Origin of the sequence: Nocardia sp. NPDC056100, from assembly GCF_042266325.1 — a bacterium.
Lineage (GTDB): Bacteria > Actinomycetota > Actinomycetes > Mycobacteriales > Mycobacteriaceae > Nocardia.
This window is the reverse complement of the sequence record NZ_JBHJVY010000001.1, coordinates 200,098-220,410: the sequence shown is the minus strand read 5'-3', so window position 1 is coordinate 220,410 and position 20,313 is coordinate 200,098. Positions and strand designations below refer to the sequence as shown.

The window sequence follows — 20,313 nt, the reverse complement described above, 5'->3', positions numbered from 1 at the left end:
GAGGCGGCGGGGTTGCAGTTGCACAATGCGGGCTCGGGAACGCTAGGCATTTCCCAATAGTAGGGAAAAACCCAGCGTGGAACCGTTGTGCATATGACGACGCAATGGTGCGCGGTCCCCTCGGCGCGAGGGGGCAGGGGGCGGTTCACCGCCCGGGACGGTTGGATTCTGGTGGCGGTCACGCTGGTGGTCACCGTGGTGCTGGCGGTGCTGCCGTCCGGCCGCGCGCAGGCCGCCCCGATTGTCGGGCCCGCACTGCCCGCGCCCGCCGGATTCGGTTTACCCGCCGGGTACGTGCCGAGCCCGAGTCCGTATCAGACCGGGTATGACATCGCTCAGAACGTCCGGATGAGCGATGGCGTCGAATTGCACGCTTCTATCCGCTATCCGCTGGATCCGGTCACCCAGCAGCCCGCGAAAGGCCCGTTCCCCGTTGTGCTTTCGGTGACACCGTACGGCGCGTACAACGGGCTGCTGGTGTCCGCGATCGGCGGGGTGTTCGAGGAGTACAACCTGCCGGTGCCGGGTGATCTGGGCGGGGTGATCAATTCGGTATCGCAGGAGGTGAGCGCACCGGTCGATCTGGTCAATCGCGGATACATCAATGTCATCGCCGATGTGCGCGGTACCGGGGCGTCCAACGGCCAGTGGTCGCCGATCAGCGATCGCAATGCCCAGGACATCAAGGAATTGGTGGACTGGAGTTCACGGCTGCCGAATTCCAGCGGCAAGGTCGGCATGTTCGGCTATTCGTTCCCGGGCGTGGAGGCCATGCACGCGGCCACCACGATCGGTGAGAATTCGCCGCTGAAGGCGATTTTCGCGATGAACACCGATTACGACCTGCTCCAGGATGTGCTCGGGGACGGGCAGTGGGCGCCGCTGATCTCGCTGTTCGTGGTGATCTGGCCGGGTCTGTGGTTGCAGTACGCGAATCTGTGGGAGGCGGCGCTGGTGGAACCGCAGCGCGCCCTGGGCATTGTCATCGATCGGCTGCGGGGTCTGATCGGCGACAATGGCCAGGGCGTGCTCGGAATCGCCGCGAATCTGCTGACCTCGGGGCTGAACGCCGATAATCCGATTGTCGGGCCGCGGCTGCTGTCGAACGATATCGCGAATATCGTGCACAACGATGTCGCGGTGTACGCCGTCGGCGGTGACGCCGATATCTTCCAGGGCGCGACGTTCAAACTCTATTCGGCATTGCAGAACGCGGCGGCGGGCCGCGATCCGTACGGTCCGATGCCCGCGAACGCGAAACCCGATCCGCGCTACCAGATCCTGCAGGGTCCGTGGCCGCATGTCACCACCGGTTTCGCGCCGACGGGACGCATCCGCACCGAGGAGCACACCGCGGCCTGGTTCGATCACTGGCTCAAGGACATCGACAATGGCGTCGATCGAAACAGCGTCCCGCTCAATGTGATCGACGCGAACGGCAACGCGCTCAGCACGAGCGTCTATCCCTTCACCGAAACCACGCCCACCAGCTACTACCTGGACGGCAACCGGCTGTCGAACAGTCCGCCGAGCGGTGATCAGACGCCGGATCGCTGGGACTACTCACTGATCAACAATCCGTGCAGCCGGGAGTTCAGCAAGGCCACCGGCGGCATCCTGGACTTCGTGCTCAACCTGCTGTCCCTGGGCAATCTGCACGATCCGTGCGCACAGACCGAAATCGGCCCGCAGAACGGATTGACCTACAGCACAGCGCCATTCGATCAGGCCATGACCCTGGCGGGTCCGATCACCGCCGACCTGTTCGCCAGCTCGACCGCCACCGACGCCGCCTTCGACGTCGCCGTCGAGGACGTCGCCCCCGACGGCAGCGTCCGCCAGCTCACCGAGGGTGCGCTCACCGCCACCCGCCGCGCGGTCGACGAGGACCGTTCCTGGCGCACCACCGACGGCACCCTCTACGCCGTCGTGCACCAGAACACCTCCACCTCGGTCCAGCCGCTGGTCCCGGGCGAGGTCACCGAATTCCAAATCCGAGTCTTCCCCACGGTCCAGAAGCTGGACGCGGGCCACAGCCTGCGAATACGCATCTCCAGCAGTAACTTCCCGGCCACCATGCCGCACCCGCTGGATATCCCGGGCCTGCTCGGCTCAACCGTCAATATCGAACACTCCGCCCGTTTCCCCTCGAAAGTCGTTCTCCCGCTTGGACCGGCGACCGCGACCGCCTGGCGGTAGCGAACCCTGCGAGTGCTGACACACTGTCCAGGTGATCAGCACTCGCAGGGAACGCGCCCTGGCGTCGCTGCGCGGACTGGCCGTGGGCGACGCCTTCGGCGCATGCTTCGACGACCCGATCAACCACCCCGCGCTGCGCTCGCGCGCACTGCTGCCCGGCCCGTGGCTCTGGACCGATGACACCGAGATGGCATGCTCGATCTTCGCCATCCTGGACGCGCACGATCGGATCGACCAGGACGCGCTGGCGAAATCCTTCGCCGAGCACTACGACATCTATCGCCGCTACGGACCCGGCACCAGCCGAATTCTGCGCCGGATCCGCCAAAAGGGTGAGCCCTGGCGGGAACTCGCGCCGTTGGCGCGGGGCGGGAGCGGTTCCTGGGGTAACGGCGCGGCCATGCGGATCGCACCGTTGGGGGCCTATTTCGCCGATGATCCGGATCGGGTCGACGTCGAGGCCGCCGCCTCCGCCGAGGTCACCCATACCCATCCGGATGCGGTATCCGGCGCGATCGCCGTGGCCATTGCCGCAGCCATTGTTTCCGCCCGGCCGGAGGTGCGAGGCGATGAACTCCTCGCGGCGGTGGCCGCTCGCACACCTTCGGGCCCCGTTCGCGAGAGTATTCAGCACGCCCGTGTCCTGCACGATTCTGCAACGGCCGCAGCGGAATTGGGGGTCGGCCACAAGACCTCGGCCCTCGATACCGTCCCGTTCTGTCTCTGGGTGGTCGCCCGTCACGGCGATTCCTTCGAACAAGCCTGCTGGACGGCTGCGGGGGCGGGGGCGGGGGCGGGTGGGGATATCGACACCACCTGCGCGATTATCGGCGGGGTTCTGGCTGCCCGATCGGAGTTGAATATTCCTCCGCCGCAATGGGTTTCGCGCTGTGAGCCGTTGCCGGGGTGGGCGGGGGCAGGAATAGGCTCAGGGCCACTGCGGGCAGGGGAATGAAACATAGGGCGGTGAGGACGGATTCGGGGCCGTGGCGGTCGGCCAGTGCGCCCAGGAGGGGGACGAAGAGGCCGCCCGCGCTGACGGCCAGGCCGAGGGTGACGCCGGAGGCGGTGCCGGGTTTGGTGGGGAGGTAGTCCTGGCCGAGTTTGACCAGGACCGCGAAGGGGATGTTGACCGTGATGCCAACCAGGATGGCGGGTAGCAGGGCCAGTTCCGGGCTGGGGGTGATGCGGAGCAGGATGAAGGCGGGAATGGCGGCGGCGCTGCCGAATTGGATGGTGCGGAGCATGCCGACGCGGTCGGCGAGGCGGCCGCCGGTCAGGGTGCCCAGGACGCCACCGGTGAGGAATGCGGTCAGGGCCATACCGCCCAGGGTCTGGCCCGAGCCCAGATGGTTGATCCAGTACAGGGCGATGAAGGTATTCACGCCGAAGAAGATGATCGAGCGGACCACCTCGACGGCGGTCAGCAGCAGGAACGGGGCCCAGCGGTCGCGGCCGTCGAAAGTGTTCGCCGCGAACGTCTTTCGATCCGGACGCTGCTGATATCGCCACAGCACGAAACCCATCAGGGCCGCGGGCGGGATGAACAGCGCGGTCGCGCCGACGCCGAGTGAGACCAGTGCGGGTGTGGCCAGCGCCGGGGCCAGGAAGAATCCGATACTCCCGCCCGCGGCGAACAGGCTCATGGCGGTGGCGCTCGCACCCGCGTCCCGGCGGGCATCCCGCCCGGCGGCCGGATGGAACGCGGCGATTCCGAGCCCGGACAGCAGTAGGAGCAGCCACACCATCGGATAGCTCGGCGCGACACCCGAGAGCCCCGCACCGAGTCCCGCGAGCCCGAGTCCGGCGGGTGCCATCCAGGTCAGCCGCCAGCGATCGGCGATCAGGCCCAGCAGCGGTTGCGGCAGAGCGCTTCCGAGCGTGGCCGCGAGCGCCAACCCGGACGCGGCGACATAGCTGTACTCCCGTTCCAGCACGAAGAACGGAATGCTCGCGGGCACCAGCCCCTGATAGAAGTCGTCCACCGCGTGCGCGATCACCCAGTGCCGCATGCGTTTCCATGCCGAGCGCACCGAATCCCGCTGCTCGACGCCGATTTCCGTACTCGTCACAACCGCCCCTTCCTCGATGGTCGAGGATCAGCGTAGGAATTCCGGTGGCTGTCGGGCTTCCGATAAAATGCCGGAGTATGTCGATAATCGGCCAATACGATCCCGAGGCCACCGCGGCGCAGTATCTGCGCGGCGGCGCTCGGATCGATCGGCATCGCCATCTCGATCACCAGATCGTCTATCCCAGCTCGGGCGCGGCCGAAGTGCACACCGATCGCGGCCGCTGGATCGCCCCCGCCGACCGGGCCGTATGGATTCCCGCGGGCTGCTGGCACGAACACCATTTCCACGGCCCCACCAGCTTCCACTGCGTCGGCTTCGCCCCCGACGGACCCGATCGCGGCACGCCCACGGTGATCACGGTGTCACCCCTGCTGCGCGAATTGATCATGACCTGCTCGGACCCCGAAGACCTGCCCGCCGACGAACTGGCCCGCCTCCGCCGAGTCCTGCTCGATCGCATCCGCCGCAGCCCCGACCAGCATTTACAGCTCCCCGCCGCCCGTGACGAACGCCTTCGCGCCGCCTGCGCACTGGTCGAGGAAGACCTCTCGACCCCGTGGTCGCTGCCCGACCTCGCCCGCCGGGTCGGCGCGGGCGAACGCACCCTGGCCCGCCTCTTCCGCACCGAATTCGCCCTGACCTATCCGCAGTGGCGTACTCGCCTGCGGCTGCACCACGCGGTACAGCTGCTCGCCGACGACATCCCCGTCTCCACGGTCGCTCATCGCTGTGGCTGGTCCACCCCCAGCGCCTTCATCGACGTGTACCGCCAAGCCCTCGGCCATACCCCGGGATCCCGCGTGCGCAGGCCGTGATCCGGTCACCGGCCACGTGGTCTATGTTGCGCCGGTAGCTATTTCGAGATTTCGGGGGAGTGATGGCGGACATCGCCGAGCAGTGGGATTCGATACGCGAGGTTGTCACCCGCGGACGGAAGACGACCGGGCATTTCGCGATCGCTTCGGTGGACGATGACGGGATGCCGAATGTGACGCCGGTCGGAACGGTGTTTCTGCGGGATGACCGCAGCGGGTTCTACTTCGATCAGTACACGAACGCGTTGGCGCGCAACGTGGATGCCGGTTCGCGAGTGTGCCTGCTGGCGGTGGACAGCGGTTCGCTGTTCTGGTTCCGGTCGCTGCTGACGGGCCGGTTCCGGACACCGCCCGGGGTGCGGCTGTACGGCACGGTGGGCCCCAAGCGATTGGCGAATGCGGCTGAGCTCGAACAGGTTCGGCGGCGGGTGCGGCCGATGCTCGCGCTCAGGGGCGGGCGGCTGCTGTGGTCGGATTTCGCCTATGTCCGCGATATCGAATTCACGAGTTTCCGATGGGTGCGGTATCCGGTGATGATGGGGGAGTGAGCGCGAACCCGGCGGGAGTCCTCGACGGAATGGCTTATCGGGCCGACACTGGGGCGCATGGATGATCTCGTGGTGGAGCGGGTGGGCCGGGGGCCGGCGGTGATGCTGGTGCACGGCGGTGCGGGGCCGAGGACCACGTGGGCGGGGTTGGAGGCGTTGGCGGAGCGCTGGACGGTGCTGTCGGTATATCGGCGGGGGTTCGAGCCCAGTCCGCCGGTGTGCGAGCGGCATGATTTCGAGGTCGATGCCGAGGATCTCGCGGCGCTGTTCCGGGCGCATCGCCCGCATGTGGTGGCGCATTCGTATGGGACGCTCGGGACGCTGTTGGCGGCGGCCCGTGATCCCGCGAGTGTGCGGTCGCTGACGATTATCGAACCGCCGCTGTATTTCGTCGCGCCCGATGATCCCGATGTGGTCCGGCTGCGCGGTATCGGTGACGCCGTGCTCACCGATGGTCTTGCCGCCGAACCGGATTCGCTGCGCGAGTTCCTCACGCTCGCGGGTTCCCCGGGGATCGGCCCCGGACCACTGCCCGAGCCGGTGCGGGCGGCCGTGCGGCGCGCGCAGTACGCGCGGCTGCCCGGTGAGATTCGGATCGATCTGGAGATATTGCGCGCCAGTGGCATTCCCGCGCTGGTGGTCTCGGGTGCGCATACGGCCGGGCTGGAGCGAATCTGTGACGGGCTCGCCGCGGCCCTGGGTGCGGAGCGGTTGATCGCACCGGGTGCGGGGCATTTCGTCGCGGCGGCACCGGGTTTCACCGAGCGGCTGGAACGGTTCCTCACCGCCGTTCCGGACACTTCGCAATAGCTGAATCAGGCTGGTGCCGCACCGTTTTCGCTCGCCGCGTCGATCGTCCGGCGTCGGTCGGCGAGACTGCGCGCCAGCGTCGCCTGTAGTCCGCCGATCGTGTACGTGGTGATCCAATCAACGAGTTCGGGTCCGGTGATCTCGACCCGATGCGCGACCCGGCTGGCCTCGATCGCCGAACCCCACATGAGCGCTGCGAGCACCGGTCCGAGCGGGCCCGGATCGCGGTTATTGCGGCGCAGCGTGTCCTCCACGACGGAGGCGATGGCGTCGATGAGGGTATCCAGCAGGCCGTGCCCGAGTTCGGGATCCGGTCCGTCGCCGTTCATGACCGCGCCGACCACCGCCGCACCGTGCGGATGCTCCTCGCCGTAGCGCAATCCCGCGCCGAGCGCGGCCTGGACCATATCGGAAAGCTCACGGCCGGGCAGGGTTTCGTACACCGGCAGCAGCGTGGCCTGCATGACCTCGGCCTCGCGCCGGAAGAGCCGCCGGAACAGCTCCGGTTTCGAGCCGAAATGCGCGTAGAGCGTGGGCTTGGTCGAATTCGCCCGGCGCGCTATGGCATCCATGCTCGCGGCGCGATAGCCGTGCTCGGCGAAGACCGCGCAGGCGGCGTCGAGTAGTTCGTCATCGGTGGGGCGGCGCTGTGTGGGTGGCATCGGCCTCAGCGTATCGCCTGGTGAGAATGCTTTACTTTGAAGTAAAGCTGTGTCAGGGTTGTCCGCGTCACACCGGAGGTAACGGTGTGACGCACAACAACTTTGGAAGTTCTGGTGGTACGACGTGGCTGCTCCGCACTGGCGAATCCTGATCGGCGCTGTATCCATCGCGGTGGTCGCGGCATTCGCACCGCCCACGCACGCCGATGATCCCGGCGGAGTGAGCGCACCGGGCTGGGCGGCGGATTCCCAGCAGCTCACCTATCCCGGAATGACCGTCGACCACGATGTTCCGGTCACCATGAGCGACGGAATCGTGTTGAAGGCCAATGTGTATCGGCCCGCGGACGATCAGGGCCGCGCGATCGAGACACCGTTCCCCACCATCGTCACCATGACCCCGTACACCAAATTGATGAGCGATCTGAGCGCCGAATCCAAGGGTGCGATGGCCGGTCAGATGGGCATCACGCCGGAATTGGTGCGCAGCGGCTATGTCGAGGTGGTCGCCGATGTGCGCGGCACCGGATTCTCCGAGGGCGTATGGGACGTGCTCGGCCCGCGCGAACAGGCCGACACCCTGGAGGTCATCGATTGGGCTGCGCGCCAGCCCTTCTCGGACGGGCGAATCGGCATGTCCGGCGCGTCCTACCTGGGCATCACCGCGGTGCAGGCGGCCGCGCATCGCCCGCCCGCGCTCAAAGCGATCCTGCCGATCATTCCGGGCTCGGATCTGTTCCGCGATATTGTCGGCACCGGCGGCGCGATCGGCATCGGATTCATGCCCATGTGGCTGAGCATCGTCAACGGCACCAAATGGCTGCCCGATCTACAGGCGTTGCTACAGGGGCGATTCGACGCGAAATGGCTGTCGGATCGGCTGTCGGATCCGGCGACCCTGCTCCCGCAACTCTTCGACGCACTGACCGTCTCGGATCTGTCCAGTCTGCCTCCGGCCACGGTCGATCTCGCGGGGTACAGCCAGTGGTATCGCGAACGGCAATCCGATCCGACGCAGATCACCGTGCCCACCTTCGTGATCGGCGGCTGGCACGATATCTTCGCCTACAGCGAGCCCCGCATCTACAACGCGATTCCCTTGCCGCCGGGTCAGAAGCAACTCGTCATGGGCAATGGCTATCACGTCACCGCCACCGCCGATTTCGGCACACCGGCCGGACCCCCGGCGGTCCCCGCTTTGCAGCGCGCGTGGTTCGACAAGTGGCTCAAGGGAATCGACAACGGCATCGACGGCTACGGACCCGTCACGCTCTTCCAGCAGGGCGGCGGCTGGACGACCGCCGACACGTTCCCGCGCGGGGGAGTGAACTACGAACGCCGTTATCTCACCGCCGATTCCAGTGGAACCGCACCGCACGCACTCGCGGACGGCAGCCTGAGCAGCGCACCTCCGAACGCCGCCGCACAGCTGACGGTCGCGCCCGGTGTGCGCGGCCTGTGCTCACGGCAAGCCTCCGAGGGCACCGCGGGCCTGGCCCTGATCCTGGGTTCGGGCTGTGAATGGGATTCGCGTTTCGCCGAAGCCGAGGCGCTCACCTTCACCACCCCCGCCGCCGAATCGCCGACCGCGCTATCCGGGCAGATGAACCTGCACCTGAACACACTCCTGGACGCCACCGACGGTTTCTGGGACGTCTCGGTCAACGATGTCGCCCCCGACGGCACCTCGACGGTCATCTCCAGCGGTCAGCTCACCGCCGCCCTGCGCGCGGTGGACCCGCAGCGCAGCTCCCGCAGCGCGAACGGGGACTATATCGAGGCGTACCACCCGCTGGACGTGACCGCGCGCGATCCGCAAACTCCCGGCGTGCCAACCACTCTCGATATCGGCCTGCTCGCCACCGACGCCGTCATCCAGCCGGGTCATCGGCTGCGTATCGATATCTATGCCGCGAGCATCCCGCGCGCCCTGCCGATCGGGGTGACGGCTCGCGACTCCGGTTACCGCCCCCAGCACATTCGGCTGGACCCGGCCGACCCCAGTTTCGTCAATCTCCCGATCCAGGGTCGCCCCGGCCTGTGAGCCCTATTCGATTCCGAGGGTGACCTCGGTCGACTTGATCAGCACCTTCACCGCGGTGCCGTCGGCCAGACCGAGATCATCCACGGCATCGCGGGTGATCGATGAGGTGATCTCATCCCCGCCATTGAGTCGAATGCGCACAACGGCCATCGCCTCACCGCGGGTAATCGAAATGACAGTGCCATCGAGCTGATTTCGGGTACTCAGTCGCATGCGCCGGAGTGTACGGAGCACCCGCTGTTCGCTGTGGGAGGTGCGATCCGATTCCAGGCCGCCCGGCCCGGCGCGCCGGGTACAGGTGCGCGAAGTCGGCGCGGAATGCGAATACCCGGAGCATCGAAGTTCCCTGGAAATTCTCAGTTTCGAGAGAGAATAGCCAGGTCATCGGCGTGAACGGGCGATGATCGGACGAATGCGCCGATCCGCCCGCGCCGCGACATCGGCATTTGACCCAACCGGGTGCGGCGAACGCGCCGGATACCTGGAATAGTTGGTGCGGCAACGCACTGGACCAAAGCGAAAGCGGGGATGTTGGTGACTTCGACTGATGGTGTGAGCGGGGTAAGTACGGTGAAGGACGCGCCGCCGCCGAACACCCTCGAGCGCGATGTCCAGACCCTGGAAAAGGCGATCTACGAAGTCAAACGGGTGATCGTCGGTCAGGATCGGCTGGTCGAACGGCTGCTGGTAGGTGTGCTCGCGCGCGGTCACGTGCTGCTCGAGGGTGTGCCCGGTATCGCCAAGACCCTGGCCGTGGAGACCTTCGCAAAGGTGGTGGGCGGCAGCTTCTCCCGCGTGCAGTTCACCCCGGACCTGGTGCCCACCGACCTCGTCGGTACCCGCATCTACCGGCAGGGCCGCGAGGAGTTCGATACCGAACTCGGCCCGGTCGTGGCGAACTTCGTGCTCGCCGACGAGATCAACCGCGCGCCCGCCAAGGTGCAGTCGGCGCTGCTCGAGGTCATGGCCGAGCGGCACGTGTCCATCGGCGGCAAGACCTACCCGATGCCTAACCCGTTCCTGGTCATGGCGACTCAGAACCCCATCGAGAGCGAAGGCGTGTACCCGCTGCCCGAGGCGCAGCGCGACCGCTTCCTGTTCAAGGTGGTCGTGGATTACCCCTCCGTCGAGGAGGAGCGCGAGATCATCTACCGGATGGGCGTCACCCCGCCCGAGGCCAAGCCGGTGCTGGACCCGGACGAGCTGGTTCGTCTGCAGAAGGTCGCCGCCAATACCTTCGTGCACCACGCGCTGGTGGATTACGTGGTCCGGGTCATCGCCGCCACCCGTAAGCCCGCCGATTTCGGCATGCACGATGTGGCCGGGTGGATCTCCTACGGTGCTTCGCCGCGTGCCAGCCTGGGCATCATCGCCGCCGCGCGCGCCGTGGCGCTCATTCGCGGTCGCGATTACGTGGTCCCGCAGGATGTGGTCGAGGTGATCCCGGATGTGCTGCGGCACCGCCTGGTGCTCTCGTACGACGCACTGGCCGACGAAGTTTCGCCCGATGACGTGATCAAGCGCGTCCTGCAGACCGTCGGCCTGCCGCAGGTCGCCCCGCAGGCCGTCGCCCCGGGTGGGCAGCCCGCGCCGATGCCCGCCGCGCCGCCGGTCATGGGTCCGCAGGGTGCGCCCGGGATCCCGCAGCCGCCGCAGGGTCAGCAGGGCATTCCGCAGCCGCCGCAGGGGATTCCGCAGGCCCCTAACGGTCAGGTGCCCGGGATTCCCGGCCAGCCCCAGCCCAAGTGAGGCGAGGCCCGGATTCGGTTGCGCCCGTGACGATCTCAAATCCCAGTGGTTCCTCACACGCCCCGCCCTCATTCCGGCAGGGTGAGCTGACAGATCCGCGTCTGGCGGCGGCGTTGAAGACCCTCGAACTCACCGTGCGCCGCCGCCTGGACGGCGTCCTGCACGGTGATCACCTCGGCCTCATCCCCGGCCCGGGTTCGGACGCCGGCGATGCGCGCATGTATCAGCCGGGTGATGATGTGCGCCAGATGGATTGGTCGGTCACCGCCCGCACCACGCACGCGCATGTGCGCCAGACCATCGCGGACCGCGAACTGGAGACCTGGCTGGTGGTGGACCTGTCCGCCAGTCTCGACTTCGGCACCGCGCTGTGCGAGAAGCGTGACCTGGCGGTGGCGGCCGCGGCCGCGGTCACCCATCTGACCAGTGGCGGCGGTAATCGGATCGGCGCGGTCATCGCCAATGGCGAACAGCTGATTCGCATTCCGGCCCGCAGCGGTCGCGTGCACGCGACCGCCATGCTGCGCAAGATCGCCACCACCCCGCACGCCCGCGACGGTGTGCGCGGCGATCTACAGGGTGCGATCGAATCGTTGCGCCGTCCGCAGCGCAAACGCGGTCTGGCCGTGGTCATCTCCGATTTCCTCGGCGATATCGATTGGCAGCGTTCGCTGCGCGCCATTTCCGGCCGCCACGATCTGCTCGCGGTCGAGGTGCTCGATCCGCGCGATATCGAGCTGCCCGATCTCGGTGATGTGGTGCTGCACGATCCGGAGACCGGCCGCACCCGCGAATTCAGTGTGACCCCCACCCTGCGCGCCGATTACGCCAATGCCGCGCAGCGCCACCGCGAACAGGTGGAGCTGGCATTGCGCAGTTGTGGTGCGCCGGTGATGGAATTGCGTACCGACCGGGATTGGATCACCGATGTGGTCCGATTCGTGTCCACCCGGCGCCATACCTTCGGCGCCTCGAATGCCGGGCGGGTGCCACGACAGTGAGTCTTTCGAATTTCACCCACACCTGGTGGCTGGGTTTCCTCGCCGTGGTCGCGATCATGGCGCTTGTGTATGTGCTGGTGCAGCAGCGCCGGCGCAGACACGTCCTGCGTTTCTCCAATATGGAGATGCTGGAGAAGGTCGCGCCGAGTCGGCCGGGCTGGTTCCGGCACGTTCCGATCGCGCTGCTGCTGGTCGGTTTGATGCTGCTCACCTTCGCCGCCGCCGGTCCGACCGCCGCCAAGAAGGTGGCGCGCAACCGGGCGACGGTGATTCTGGTGATCGACGTTTCGCTGTCGATGGAGGCCACAGATGTGCCGCCGAGCCGAATTCAGGTGGCCAAGAAGGCGGCCAAGGAATTCGCGGACGGTCTGACCCCCGGTATCAATCTGGGCCTGGTCACCTTCGCCGGTACCGCGTCGGTGCAGATGTCGCCGACCACCAATCGGCAGGCGGTCAAGGCCGCCATCGACAATATGAAGCTGGCCGAGCGCACCGCCACCGGTGAAGGCATTCTCACCGCGCTGCAATCGATCGATACGCTCGCCTCGGTGCTCGGCGGCGCGGAAACCCCGCCGCCCGCGCGCATCGTGCTGATGTCCGACGGTAAGCAGACCGTCCCGGACGACAAGGACGTCGACAATCCCCGCCACGGCTTCACCGCCGCGCGTCTGGCGAAGGAGAAAGGCGTTCCGGTGTCGACCATTTCGTTCGGTACGACGTGGGGCACCGTCGAGATTCCGGATCAGGACGGCAAAGGCTCACAGCGGGTACGGGTTCCGGTTGATGACGATTCACTGCGCGAGATCGCCAAGTTGTCCGGCGGTGACTTCTACACCGCCTCCAGCCTGGAAGAATTGAACGCCGTCTACGACACTCTGGAACAGCAAATCGGGTACGAGATGACGATGGGTGATGCGAGCAGGCCCTGGCTGATATTCGGTCTGCTGGTGACCGCCGCCGGTGTGGTGACCGCACTGCTCTATCGTCAGCGTCTGCCGTAAATCGGTACCGCGCGCCGAGTCCCGAACACGAACAGATAGGTTTCCCTCTATGTCGAACATCACATCCCGGTCGGTACTGGTGACCGGCGGCAACCGCGGAATCGGTCTCGCGGTGGCACAGCGTCTGCTCGCCGACGGTCACAAGGTCGCCGTCACGCATCGCGGTTCGGGTGTGCCCGAAGGTCTCTTCGGCGTGAAATGCGATGTCACCGATGCGGAGTCGGTGGATCGCGCGTTCGCCGAGGTCGAGGCGCATCAGGGTCCGGTCGAGGTCATCGTCGCCAATGCGGGCATCGTGGACAACACGCTCTTCATGCGGATGAGCGAGGACTCCTTCACCAAGGTCATCGACGCCAACCTCACCGGTGCGTGGCGAGTTGCCCAGCGCGCCAACCGCAATATGCTCAAGGGCCGCTGGGGCCGGGTCATCTTCCTGGGCTCGGTCGTCGGCCAGGTCGGCGCGCCCGGTCAGGTCAACTACGCCGCGGCCAAGGCCGGTCTGGTCGGTATGGCGCGCGCCATCACCCGTGAGGTCGGCAAGCGCAATATCACCGCGAACGTGGTCGCGCCCGGCCTCATCGACACCGATATGACCCGTGAGGACATGACTCCCGAGATGCGGGAGAAGGCACTGGAATTCATCCCCGCCGGTCGCATCGGCCAGGCCGAGGATGTCGCCGCGGCGATCAGCTTCCTGGCCTCCGACGACGCGTCCTACATCTCCGGGGCCATCATCCCCGTCGACGGCGGAATGGGCATGGGCCACTGAGCCTTTCGGCTCAGCCGGACCCCGATCGCACAGGCCACCAGTACTTTCAACGAGGAGAACCAACTAACCCATGAGTGGATTGCTTGCAGGCAAGACCGTTCTGATCACGGGCATCATCACCGATTCGTCCATCGCTTTCCACGCGGCCGCGGTCGCGCAGGAGCAGGGCGCCAAGGTGATCATCACCGGTATTCCGGAGCGGCTGCGGCTGATCGACCGGATCGCCAAGCGCCTGCCGAAGGAGGTTCCCCCGGCCATCGCGCTCGATGTCACCAATGAGGAGAACCTGGGCGAGTTGGCCGGGAAGCTGGCCGAGCTCGCGCCCGAGGGTGTGGACGGCGTCCTGCACTCCATCGCCTTCGCCCCGCGCACCCTGATGGGTCCCGAGGCCAAGCCGTTCCTGGAGGGTCCGGGCCCGGATGCCGCCAAGGCGTTCGAGATCTCGGCCTGGAGCTACGCCTCGCTCGCGCGCGCCGTGCTCCCCGCCATGAACGAGGGCGGCTCCATCGTGGGCATGGACTTCGATCCGCGCACCGCCATGCCGTACTACAACTGGATGGGTGTGGCCAAGGCCGCGCTGGAGTCGGTGAACCGCTACGTGGCGCGAGAGGTGGGCGAGGCCAAGCGGATTCGCTCCAACCTGGTCGCCGCGGGTCCGATCAAGACCCTCGCCGCCAAGGCCATCGCGGGCACCGCCACCGATGACGCCAAGCAGTTGAACATGCTGAACACCTACTGGGACGGCGCATCCCCGATCGGCTGGGATGTCGACGACCCGACGGTGGTGGCCAAGTCCGTGGTGACCCTGCTGTCCGATTGGCTGCCGGGCACCACCGGATCGATCATCTATGTCGACGGCGGGGCCAGCCATAACACCTGGTTCCCGGCTGACGGTTTCAACAACTAGCTGAAGGAGATTACGGCGGTGGTAGTGCAGAATCCCGGCATCGATGCCGGGGAACCCGCTACTGATGAAGTGGACGCACTACTGCTGCTGTCCTTCGGCGGCCCCGAGCGCCCCGAAGACGTGATGCCGTTCCTGGAGAACGTCACCCGGGGCCGGGGCGTACCGCCCGAACGCCTCGCCGAAGTCGCCGAACACTATCTGTACTTCGGCGGGGTCTCGCCGATCAATGCCTTGAATCTCGACATCATCAAGGCGGTCGAGGCCGAATTCGCTTCGCGCGGAATCGATGTGCCGGTGTACTTCGGCAATCGCAATTGGCATCCGATGGTGGAGGACACCGTCGAGGGGATGCGGGTGGACGGAATCCGTTCCGCCCTGGTGTTTCCCACCTCGGCGTGGGGCGGCTACTCCGGCTGCCTGCAGTATCACGAGGACATCGCCCGGGCGCGCGCCGATGTGCTGAACGCGCCCGAATTGGTGAAGCTGCGACAGTATTTCGACCATCCGCTGTTCATCGAATCGGTGGCGGACGGGATTCGCGCGGCCGTGGAATCATTGCCCGCCGAACGGCGTGCCGAGGCCCGGCTGGTCTTCACCGCGCATTCGATTCCGGTCTCGGCCGATATCGCCTCCGGTCCGCCGGGGGAGCAGGGGCTGTACAGCCGTCAGATCGCCGAGGCCGCTCGACTAGCCGCCACCGCAACGGGTTTCGGTGAGTACGACGTGGTCTGGCAGTCCCGGTCCGGACCGCCGCAGGTGCCGTGGCTGGAGCCCGATATCGTCGATCACCTGGATGCTCTTGCGGCGCAAGAGGTACGGGCGGTCGTGGTGTGCCCGATCGGGTTCGTCTCCGATCATCTCGAGGTCATCTGGGATCTCGACAATGAGGCGAAACAGCGTGCGGCCGAACTGGATATGGCGTTCGCGCGCGCCGGAACCGCGGGTGCGGATGCGCGTTTCGCTCGCATGGTGGTCGATCTCGTCGAGGAGCGGCTCACCGGTGCCGAACCGGTCAAGTTGAGCGATATGCCCAGCCTGGGCTGCACCCGCAATGGAATGCCCTGTCTCCCGGGCTGTTGCGAGTTGCCCGCGCGCCCGCAGCGATAGCGGCGCGTCCTGCGCGATCGGGGAATTTCTCCGCGCGCGGAATGCTTGGATGCAGGCATGACAAGTGCTGATTTGCTGGTCGACGCCTTCGGCCGGGTCAAGGAGAATGTGCACGGCGCGGTCGCGGGCTTGACCGATGCGCAGCTGTCCGAGCAGGTGGAGGCCGGTGCGAATTCCATCGCCTGGCTCATCTGGCATCTCACCCGGGTACAGGACGACCATATCGCCGATGTGGCGGGCCTGGAGCAGGTCTGGACCGCGCAGGGGTGGGCCAAGCGATTCGATCTCGTCTTCGATGACGCCGCAACGGGTTACGGTCATGATTCCGCCGATGTAGCGCAATTGTCCGGTATCTCGGCGGAGTTGCTGCTCGGGTATTACGACGCCGTGCACGATCAGACCATCGGCTATGTCTCAGGGCTGGTCGATGCCGATCTGCCGCGCATTGTCGATACCCGGTGGGATCCGCCGGTCACTTTGGGCGTGCGGCTCATCAGCGTCGTCGATGACGATATTCAGCACTCCGGCCAGGCCGCGTTTGTCCGCGGTGTCCTGTTGCGCCGGGGCTGAGACCCTCACCGCCCACACCGGCCCGGTCAAATGTATTGTGTCGCAGGTGGACAGGGCTAATGGTGGTCGCGTAGAGCGTGACCGAGGTGTCGGTGCCGGTAATTCCCGTGGGACGGCGACCAAGAAGCGTGCGCTGGGCGCGCCCGACTACTTCGTCTGGGCGCCGGTGCTCAGCCTGTTCCTGGCGGCCGGCATCTGCATGACCATCGGGCAGTCCATGTCGCTCGCGGTGATCCTGGTCGTGATCGCCGTGGTCATGGTGGTGCTCGATATGTGGATCAACCGCTAGCTATTTCAGGACGTTCACCGCGCGGGCGATGACCAGGCTCACGGTGATCAGTGAGATCCCGGACTGCACCATCATGGTCAGTTTCGCCCATCGCGACATCGGCATCACATCGGTGGGGCTGAACGCGGTCGCATTGGTGAACGACAGGTACAGGTAATCCAGGAACTGCGGCTCCCAGTCGGGATCCGCCAGTTCCGGATTCTGCATCTGCACGAACAGGAAATCCGGATACGGCTTGCGTGCGTGCGCCCGGGCCGCGGGGCCGCCGCGATCCAATTCCCAATACCAGAGCGCGAATACCAGAAAATTCGACAGCCACACCGCCACCCCCGAACCGAGCAGCCCGGCCGCGTTATTGCTCACCTGCCCGTCGATCAACCCGCGCACCAGATTCACCACCGCCCACACCATGGCGAACGCGAGCAGCCCCATCAGGCACAGCCCCACCCGCCGCAGCCATACTTCCTCGCGATCGATCCGGAACGGGCTGGCCGCGAACAGAATCAACAGCAGCACGAAACCGATGGACGGCACCGTCCACCACTCTCCCAGCCGCAACCAATCCGGCATAACGGCCTGCAACACCAGGAACCCGACCATCGCCGCGGTGGCCAGCCACCGCGATTCCCCGGCCGTCCGCCGCGCCCACGCGGGGACCTGATCATCGGGACTGGTGTTCTCCGAGCTGCTGGTCACCGCAGCAGTATCACCCGGGGATTCGCGCGCGCCGCGCAACGACCCAACGAATGGCGTCTCCGATGCGTCGTGCGCGGGTCAGCCATTGGGGAGGATAACGGCGCGGCCGTTGATCTTTCCGTCGTGCAGGCGCTCATATGCCAGTGGGGCGTCGTCCATGGCGAAGGTTTCGACGTGGACTTCGACATCACCGGCGCGGGCTATATCGAGCACCTCGATGAGTTCGGCGCGGGTGCCCCAGTACGGGGAGGTCACGGTCGTCTCATAGGGGAGGGAGCCGAAGCCGACCGAGACTCGGCCCGCGCCCAGACCGACCAGCGTGATGTCGGATTCGATCGCGGCGGCGCCGGTGGCGATATCGGCGGTCGCGGGCGCGCCGACGAAATCGAGCACCAATTCCGCGCCGCGTCCTTCGGTCAGGGTTCGAATGTGTTCTACCGCAGTCGAATCCGATAGGAGCGCCTCGTGCGCGCCGACCTGCCGGGCGAGTTCGAGCTTATCGTCGGAGACGTCGAGGGCGATCACCCTGGTCGCGGACATCGCGCGCAACAGCTGGATCGCCACATGGCCCAGGCCGCCCGCACCGAGCACCACGGTCGTACTGCCCGGCACCAGCTTGGGCAGGGAGCGTTTGATTGCGTGATAGGGAGTCAGGCCCGCATCGGTCAGGGCCACATTGCGGACGGGATCGAGGTCGCCCAGCGGCACCAGATGCCGGATATCGTCGACGATCATGTATTCGGCGATCGCGCCGGGCGCGCCGAGGCCCGGTGGGAAGATCTTCAGCTCCCGGGCTCGCAGACAGTAATTCTCTTTTCCGACAGCGCATTTGGCGCACGCACCGCAACCCCAGGGGCCGTAGACCGCCATCGCCGCACCGATCTCGACACCCTTGACGCCCGCGCCGAGCGCGGCCACGGTGCCCGCGCCCTCGTGGCCGAGGGTCAGCGGGAGCGGGAATTGGATGGCCTCGGCGGGCAGGCTCATGATCGCGATATCGGAGTGGCAGACCCCGGCGGCGGTCATCCGCAGCAGGATCTGACCGGGGCCCGGTTCCGGATCGGGCAGGGTCACGACCTCCGGCGCTGATCCGACTGTTCGGTACTGCACGGCCTTCATGCGGTCCTCCTCTTCCGAGTGACTATCCGCGGGCGTGATGATCCGTTCAGGGTTGCGCTATTCCCGAGCATAGTTGGGGGCGGCCGGTGGTTCGGCGAGGGAGAGGCTGTTGCCGTCGGGGTCCAGGACTTCGACGTGGCGGACGCCGTTGCCGTAGGTCTCGAGGAGGCCGTGCGGGATGTCGTGGGCGGTCAGGCGGGCGAGGGTGACGTCGAGGTCGGTGACGGAGAGGGTGACCATCGCACCGCCGACTCGTTTCGCGCGGACCTCGCGATCGTCGATGACTATCCAGGCGTTCTCGCCGACCTGCCAGAGAGATTCGAGACCGACCGTGCGGTCGGGTGGGCGGCCGAAGAAGATTTCGTACCAGCGGACGGACTCGGTTCGGTCGCGCACGCACATGATGGTGAAGAGGTCCATCGTTCGCTCCTGTCCACGGTGTCGAAGGTTGGACCGGGTGGGGGAGGGAATTTCATCGGTGGGCGGTGGGATGAGGTGTTCATCGTTGCGGACGCGCGGGCGGACAGTGTTGTATTCACGGCGAGTGGAACTGTCGTCTTCGCAGGTGGCGGGGTCGTAGCTTCACCGGGTATGACGACCGAGCTGCCTGAAGATCCGACCGCCAACTGGAGTTTCGAGACCAAGCAGGTCCATATCGGGCAGACGCCCGACGGTGCCACCAGCGCCCGGGCGCTGCCGATCTATCAGACCACCTCGTACACGTTCCGCGATACCGCGCACGCGGCCGCGCTGTTCGGGCTGGCCGAACCGGGGAACATCTACACCCGCATCATGAATCCGACGCAGGACGCGGTGGAGCAGCGGGTCGCCGCGCTCGAGAGCGGTGTGGCGGCGCTGCTGCTGGCCTCCGGGCAGGCGGCGGAGACCTTCGCGATTCTGAATATCGCGGGGGCCGGTGATCACATCGTGTCGAGTCCGCGACTGTACGGCGGCACCTACAACCTGTTCCGGTACACGCTGCCCAAGCTCGGCATCGAGGTGAGTTTCGTCGAGGATCCCGACGACCTCGAACAGTGGCGGGCGGCGATTCGCCCGAATACCAAGGCTTTCTACGGTGAGACCATCTCCAACCCGCAGAACCACATTCTCGACATTCCCGGCATCTCCGAGGTCGCGCACGGTTCCGGCATTCCGGTCATCGTCGACAATACCGTCGCCACCCCGTACCTGATCCAGCCGTTCGCGCACGGTGCCGATATCGTCGTGCACTCGGCCACCAAATACCTGGGCGGGCACGGCACCGCCATCGGCGGTGTGATCGTCGACGGCGGCACGTTCGATTGGCGCTCGGGCCGTTTCCCCGGCTTCACCGAACCCGATCCGAGCTACCACGGCGTCGTCTACGCCGACCTCGGCGCACCCGCCTACGCCCTCAAAGCCCGCGTCCAACTCCTCCGCGACCTGGGCTCCTCCATCTCCCCCTTCAACGCCTTCCTGATCAGCCAGGGCCTGGAAACCCTCAGCCTGCGCCTCGAGCGCCACGTCGCCAACGCCCAGGCGGTAGCCGAATTCCTCACCGGCCGAGACGAAGTCACCACCGTCTCCTACGCGGGCCTGCCCTCCTCCCCGTGGTACGACCGCGGAAAGCAGTTGGCCCCCAAGGGCGTAGGCGCCATCATCGGCTTCGAACTCACCGGCGGCGTCGACGCGGGCAAACGCTTCGTAGAAGCCCTCACCCTCCACAGCCACGTAGCCAACATCGGCGACGTCCGCTCCCTGGTAATCCACCCCGCCTCCACCACCCACTCCCAGCTGACCCCGGAGGAACAGCTCGCAGCAGGCGTAACCCCCGGCCTCATCCGCCTGGCCGTGGGCATCGAAGGCATCGACGACATCCTCGCCGACCTCCGCGCGGGCTTCGCCGCCGCCTCCTGACCCCTCGACACCGCTCGGCACTTCCTCGAACAGGGGAGGTGCCGAGCGGTCGTTTT

20 protein-coding genes and 1 pseudogene are annotated in these 20,313 nt (G+C 66.4%); 15 read left to right on the top strand and 6 right to left on the bottom strand.

Features of this window, described 5'->3' with window-relative positions:
- Positions 1-93: 93 nt before the first annotated feature.
- Both ACFC0O_RS01075 and ACFC0O_RS01070 read left to right on the top strand, forming a co-directional pair.
- Complete coding sequence (locus tag ACFC0O_RS01075; RefSeq protein WP_375952581.1) at positions 94-2,199, top strand: CocE/NonD family hydrolase; 2,106 nt, start codon at positions 94-96, stop codon at positions 2,197-2,199.
- A 31-nt stretch (positions 2,200-2,230) separates the two neighbouring features.
- Positions 2,231-2,992 (top strand): annotated as a pseudogene (locus ACFC0O_RS01070) (ADP-ribosylglycohydrolase family protein); the annotation flags it as partial.
- Between the two features lie 31 nt (positions 2,993-3,023).
- Here ACFC0O_RS01070 and ACFC0O_RS01065 read toward each other — a convergent pair.
- Entirely contained in the window at positions 3,024-4,211 is a 1,188-nt protein-coding gene (locus tag ACFC0O_RS01065) for an MFS transporter (RefSeq protein WP_375955865.1), read from the bottom strand.
- A gap of 137 nt (positions 4,212-4,348) precedes the next feature.
- On the opposite strand from ACFC0O_RS01065, the gene ACFC0O_RS01060 reads away from it, so the two are divergent.
- The 3 genes from ACFC0O_RS01060 (at position 4,349) to ACFC0O_RS01050 (ending at position 6,447) form a co-directional block, all read left to right on the top strand.
- Positions 4,349-5,089, top strand: a complete 741-nt coding sequence (locus tag ACFC0O_RS01060; protein ID WP_375952578.1) for a helix-turn-helix domain-containing protein — start codon at positions 4,349-4,351, stop codon at positions 5,087-5,089.
- A gap of 62 nt (positions 5,090-5,151) precedes the next feature.
- Entirely contained in the window at positions 5,152-5,637 is a 486-nt protein-coding gene (locus ACFC0O_RS01055; protein ID WP_364635124.1) for a pyridoxamine 5'-phosphate oxidase family protein, read from the top strand.
- Between the two features lie 57 nt (positions 5,638-5,694).
- Complete coding sequence (locus ACFC0O_RS01050; RefSeq protein WP_375952575.1) at positions 5,695-6,447, top strand: alpha/beta fold hydrolase; 753 nt, start codon at positions 5,695-5,697, stop codon at positions 6,445-6,447.
- 5 nt (positions 6,448-6,452) lie between these two features.
- On the opposite strand, the gene ACFC0O_RS01045 is transcribed toward ACFC0O_RS01050, so the two are convergent.
- Positions 6,453-7,109 (bottom strand): TetR/AcrR family transcriptional regulator, encoded by a 657-nt coding sequence (locus ACFC0O_RS01045; RefSeq protein WP_375952572.1) that lies wholly within the window; start codon positions 7,107-7,109, stop codon positions 6,453-6,455.
- A gap of 124 nt (positions 7,110-7,233) precedes the next feature.
- On the opposite strand from ACFC0O_RS01045, the gene ACFC0O_RS01040 reads away from it, so the two are divergent.
- Complete coding sequence (locus tag ACFC0O_RS01040; protein ID WP_375952569.1) at positions 7,234-9,153, top strand: CocE/NonD family hydrolase; 1,920 nt, start codon at positions 7,234-7,236, stop codon at positions 9,151-9,153.
- A gap of 3 nt (positions 9,154-9,156) precedes the next feature.
- On the opposite strand, the gene ACFC0O_RS01035 is transcribed toward ACFC0O_RS01040, so the two are convergent.
- Positions 9,157-9,366, bottom strand: a complete 210-nt coding sequence (locus ACFC0O_RS01035) for a molybdopterin-binding protein (RefSeq protein WP_375952566.1) — start codon at positions 9,364-9,366, stop codon at positions 9,157-9,159.
- Between the two features lie 315 nt (positions 9,367-9,681).
- On the opposite strand from ACFC0O_RS01035, the gene ACFC0O_RS01030 reads away from it, so the two are divergent.
- From ACFC0O_RS01030 to ACFC0O_RS00995, 8 genes are all read left to right on the top strand, one after another.
- Positions 9,682-10,902 (top strand): AAA family ATPase, encoded by a 1,221-nt coding sequence (locus tag ACFC0O_RS01030; RefSeq protein WP_364635108.1) that lies wholly within the window; start codon positions 9,682-9,684, stop codon positions 10,900-10,902.
- Between the two features lie 32 nt (positions 10,903-10,934).
- Positions 10,935-11,903 (top strand): DUF58 domain-containing protein, encoded by a 969-nt coding sequence (locus ACFC0O_RS01025; protein ID WP_364636082.1) that lies wholly within the window; start codon positions 10,935-10,937, stop codon positions 11,901-11,903.
- The gene (locus ACFC0O_RS01020; RefSeq protein ID WP_364635105.1) at positions 11,900-12,904 is read left to right on the top strand and encodes a VWA domain-containing protein; all 1,005 of its coding nucleotides are present in this window, start codon (positions 11,900-11,902) and stop codon (positions 12,902-12,904) included. The genes ACFC0O_RS01025 and ACFC0O_RS01020 overlap by 4 nt, the downstream gene beginning before the upstream one ends.
- A gap of 49 nt (positions 12,905-12,953) precedes the next feature.
- Positions 12,954-13,673, top strand: coding sequence for a 3-oxoacyl-ACP reductase FabG1 (gene fabG1, locus ACFC0O_RS01015; RefSeq protein ID WP_364635102.1), 720 nt, complete (start codon positions 12,954-12,956; stop codon positions 13,671-13,673).
- 70 nt (positions 13,674-13,743) lie between these two features.
- Positions 13,744-14,580, top strand: a complete 837-nt coding sequence (gene inhA, locus ACFC0O_RS01010) for an NADH-dependent enoyl-ACP reductase InhA (RefSeq protein ID WP_375952561.1) — start codon at positions 13,744-13,746, stop codon at positions 14,578-14,580.
- Between the two features lie 24 nt (positions 14,581-14,604).
- Positions 14,605-15,687 (top strand): ferrochelatase, encoded by a 1,083-nt coding sequence (locus ACFC0O_RS01005; protein ID WP_375955862.1) that lies wholly within the window; start codon positions 14,605-14,607, stop codon positions 15,685-15,687.
- Positions 15,688-15,744: 57 nt separating this feature from the next.
- Positions 15,745-16,257 (top strand): DUF664 domain-containing protein, encoded by a 513-nt coding sequence (locus ACFC0O_RS01000; RefSeq protein ID WP_375952558.1) that lies wholly within the window; start codon positions 15,745-15,747, stop codon positions 16,255-16,257.
- Between the two features lie 46 nt (positions 16,258-16,303).
- Positions 16,304-16,546 (top strand): hypothetical protein, encoded by a 243-nt coding sequence (locus tag ACFC0O_RS00995; RefSeq protein WP_375952555.1) that lies wholly within the window; start codon positions 16,304-16,306, stop codon positions 16,544-16,546.
- Here the strand turns inward: ACFC0O_RS00995 and ACFC0O_RS00990 are convergent, their stop codons facing one another.
- The 3 genes from ACFC0O_RS00990 to ACFC0O_RS00980 all read right to left on the bottom strand — a co-directional run bounded on the left by ACFC0O_RS00990 (position 16,547) and on the right by ACFC0O_RS00980 (position 18,781).
- The gene (locus ACFC0O_RS00990) at positions 16,547-17,242 is read right to left on the bottom strand and encodes a hypothetical protein (RefSeq protein WP_375952552.1); all 696 of its coding nucleotides are present in this window, start codon (positions 17,240-17,242) and stop codon (positions 16,547-16,549) included. It lies immediately after the preceding gene.
- Positions 17,243-17,320: 78 nt separating this feature from the next.
- Positions 17,321-18,361 carry an NAD(P)-dependent alcohol dehydrogenase gene (locus ACFC0O_RS00985; protein ID WP_375952549.1) on the bottom strand — a complete coding sequence of 347 codons (1,041 nt, stop codon included), beginning with the start codon at positions 18,359-18,361 and terminating at the stop codon, positions 17,321-17,323.
- 57 nt (positions 18,362-18,418) lie between these two features.
- Positions 18,419-18,781, bottom strand: coding sequence for a VOC family protein (locus tag ACFC0O_RS00980; protein WP_375952546.1), 363 nt, complete (start codon positions 18,779-18,781; stop codon positions 18,419-18,421).
- A gap of 171 nt (positions 18,782-18,952) precedes the next feature.
- Here ACFC0O_RS00980 and ACFC0O_RS00975 point away from each other — a divergent pair, with 171 nt between their 5' ends.
- Positions 18,953-20,257: a bifunctional o-acetylhomoserine/o-acetylserine sulfhydrylase gene (locus ACFC0O_RS00975; protein WP_375952543.1), complete on the top strand. Its 1,305-nt coding sequence runs from the start codon at positions 18,953-18,955 to the stop codon at positions 20,255-20,257.
- Positions 20,258-20,313: the final 56 nt, after the last annotated feature.

Bases quoted from the DNA above. Each gene is read 5' to 3' on its own strand.
- ACFC0O_RS01065 (WP_375955865.1), bottom strand. From the start codon at position 4,211: ATGCGGCACTGGGTGATCGCGCACGCGGTGGACGACTTCTATCAGGGG.
- ACFC0O_RS01055 (WP_364635124.1), top strand. From the start codon at position 5,152: ATGGCGGACATCGCCGAGCAGTGGGATTCGATACGCGAGGTTGTCACC.
- fabG1 (WP_364635102.1), top strand. From the start codon at position 12,954: ATGTCGAACATCACATCCCGGTCGGTACTGGTGACCGGCGGCAACCGC.
- inhA (WP_375952561.1), top strand. From the start codon at position 13,744: ATGAGTGGATTGCTTGCAGGCAAGACCGTTCTGATCACGGGCATCATC.
- ACFC0O_RS01075 (WP_375952581.1), top strand. From the start codon at position 94: ATGACGACGCAATGGTGCGCGGTCCCCTCGGCGCGAGGGGGCAGGGGG.
- ACFC0O_RS01045 (WP_375952572.1), bottom strand. From the start codon at position 7,109: ATGCCACCCACACAGCGCCGCCCCACCGATGACGAACTACTCGACGCC.
- ACFC0O_RS01030 (WP_364635108.1), top strand. From the start codon at position 9,682: ATGTTGGTGACTTCGACTGATGGTGTGAGCGGGGTAAGTACGGTGAAG.
- ACFC0O_RS01050 (WP_375952575.1), top strand. From the start codon at position 5,695: ATGGATGATCTCGTGGTGGAGCGGGTGGGCCGGGGGCCGGCGGTGATG.
- ACFC0O_RS01060 (WP_375952578.1), top strand. From the start codon at position 4,349: ATGTCGATAATCGGCCAATACGATCCCGAGGCCACCGCGGCGCAGTAT.
- ACFC0O_RS01035 (WP_375952566.1), bottom strand. From the start codon at position 9,366: ATGCGACTGAGTACCCGAAATCAGCTCGATGGCACTGTCATTTCGATT.
- ACFC0O_RS00985 (WP_375952549.1), bottom strand. From the start codon at position 18,361: ATGAAGGCCGTGCAGTACCGAACAGTCGGATCAGCGCCGGAGGTCGTG.
- ACFC0O_RS00975 (WP_375952543.1), top strand. From the start codon at position 18,953: ATGACGACCGAGCTGCCTGAAGATCCGACCGCCAACTGGAGTTTCGAG.
- ACFC0O_RS00980 (WP_375952546.1), bottom strand. From the start codon at position 18,781: ATGGACCTCTTCACCATCATGTGCGTGCGCGACCGAACCGAGTCCGTC.
- ACFC0O_RS01000 (WP_375952558.1), top strand. From the start codon at position 15,745: ATGACAAGTGCTGATTTGCTGGTCGACGCCTTCGGCCGGGTCAAGGAG.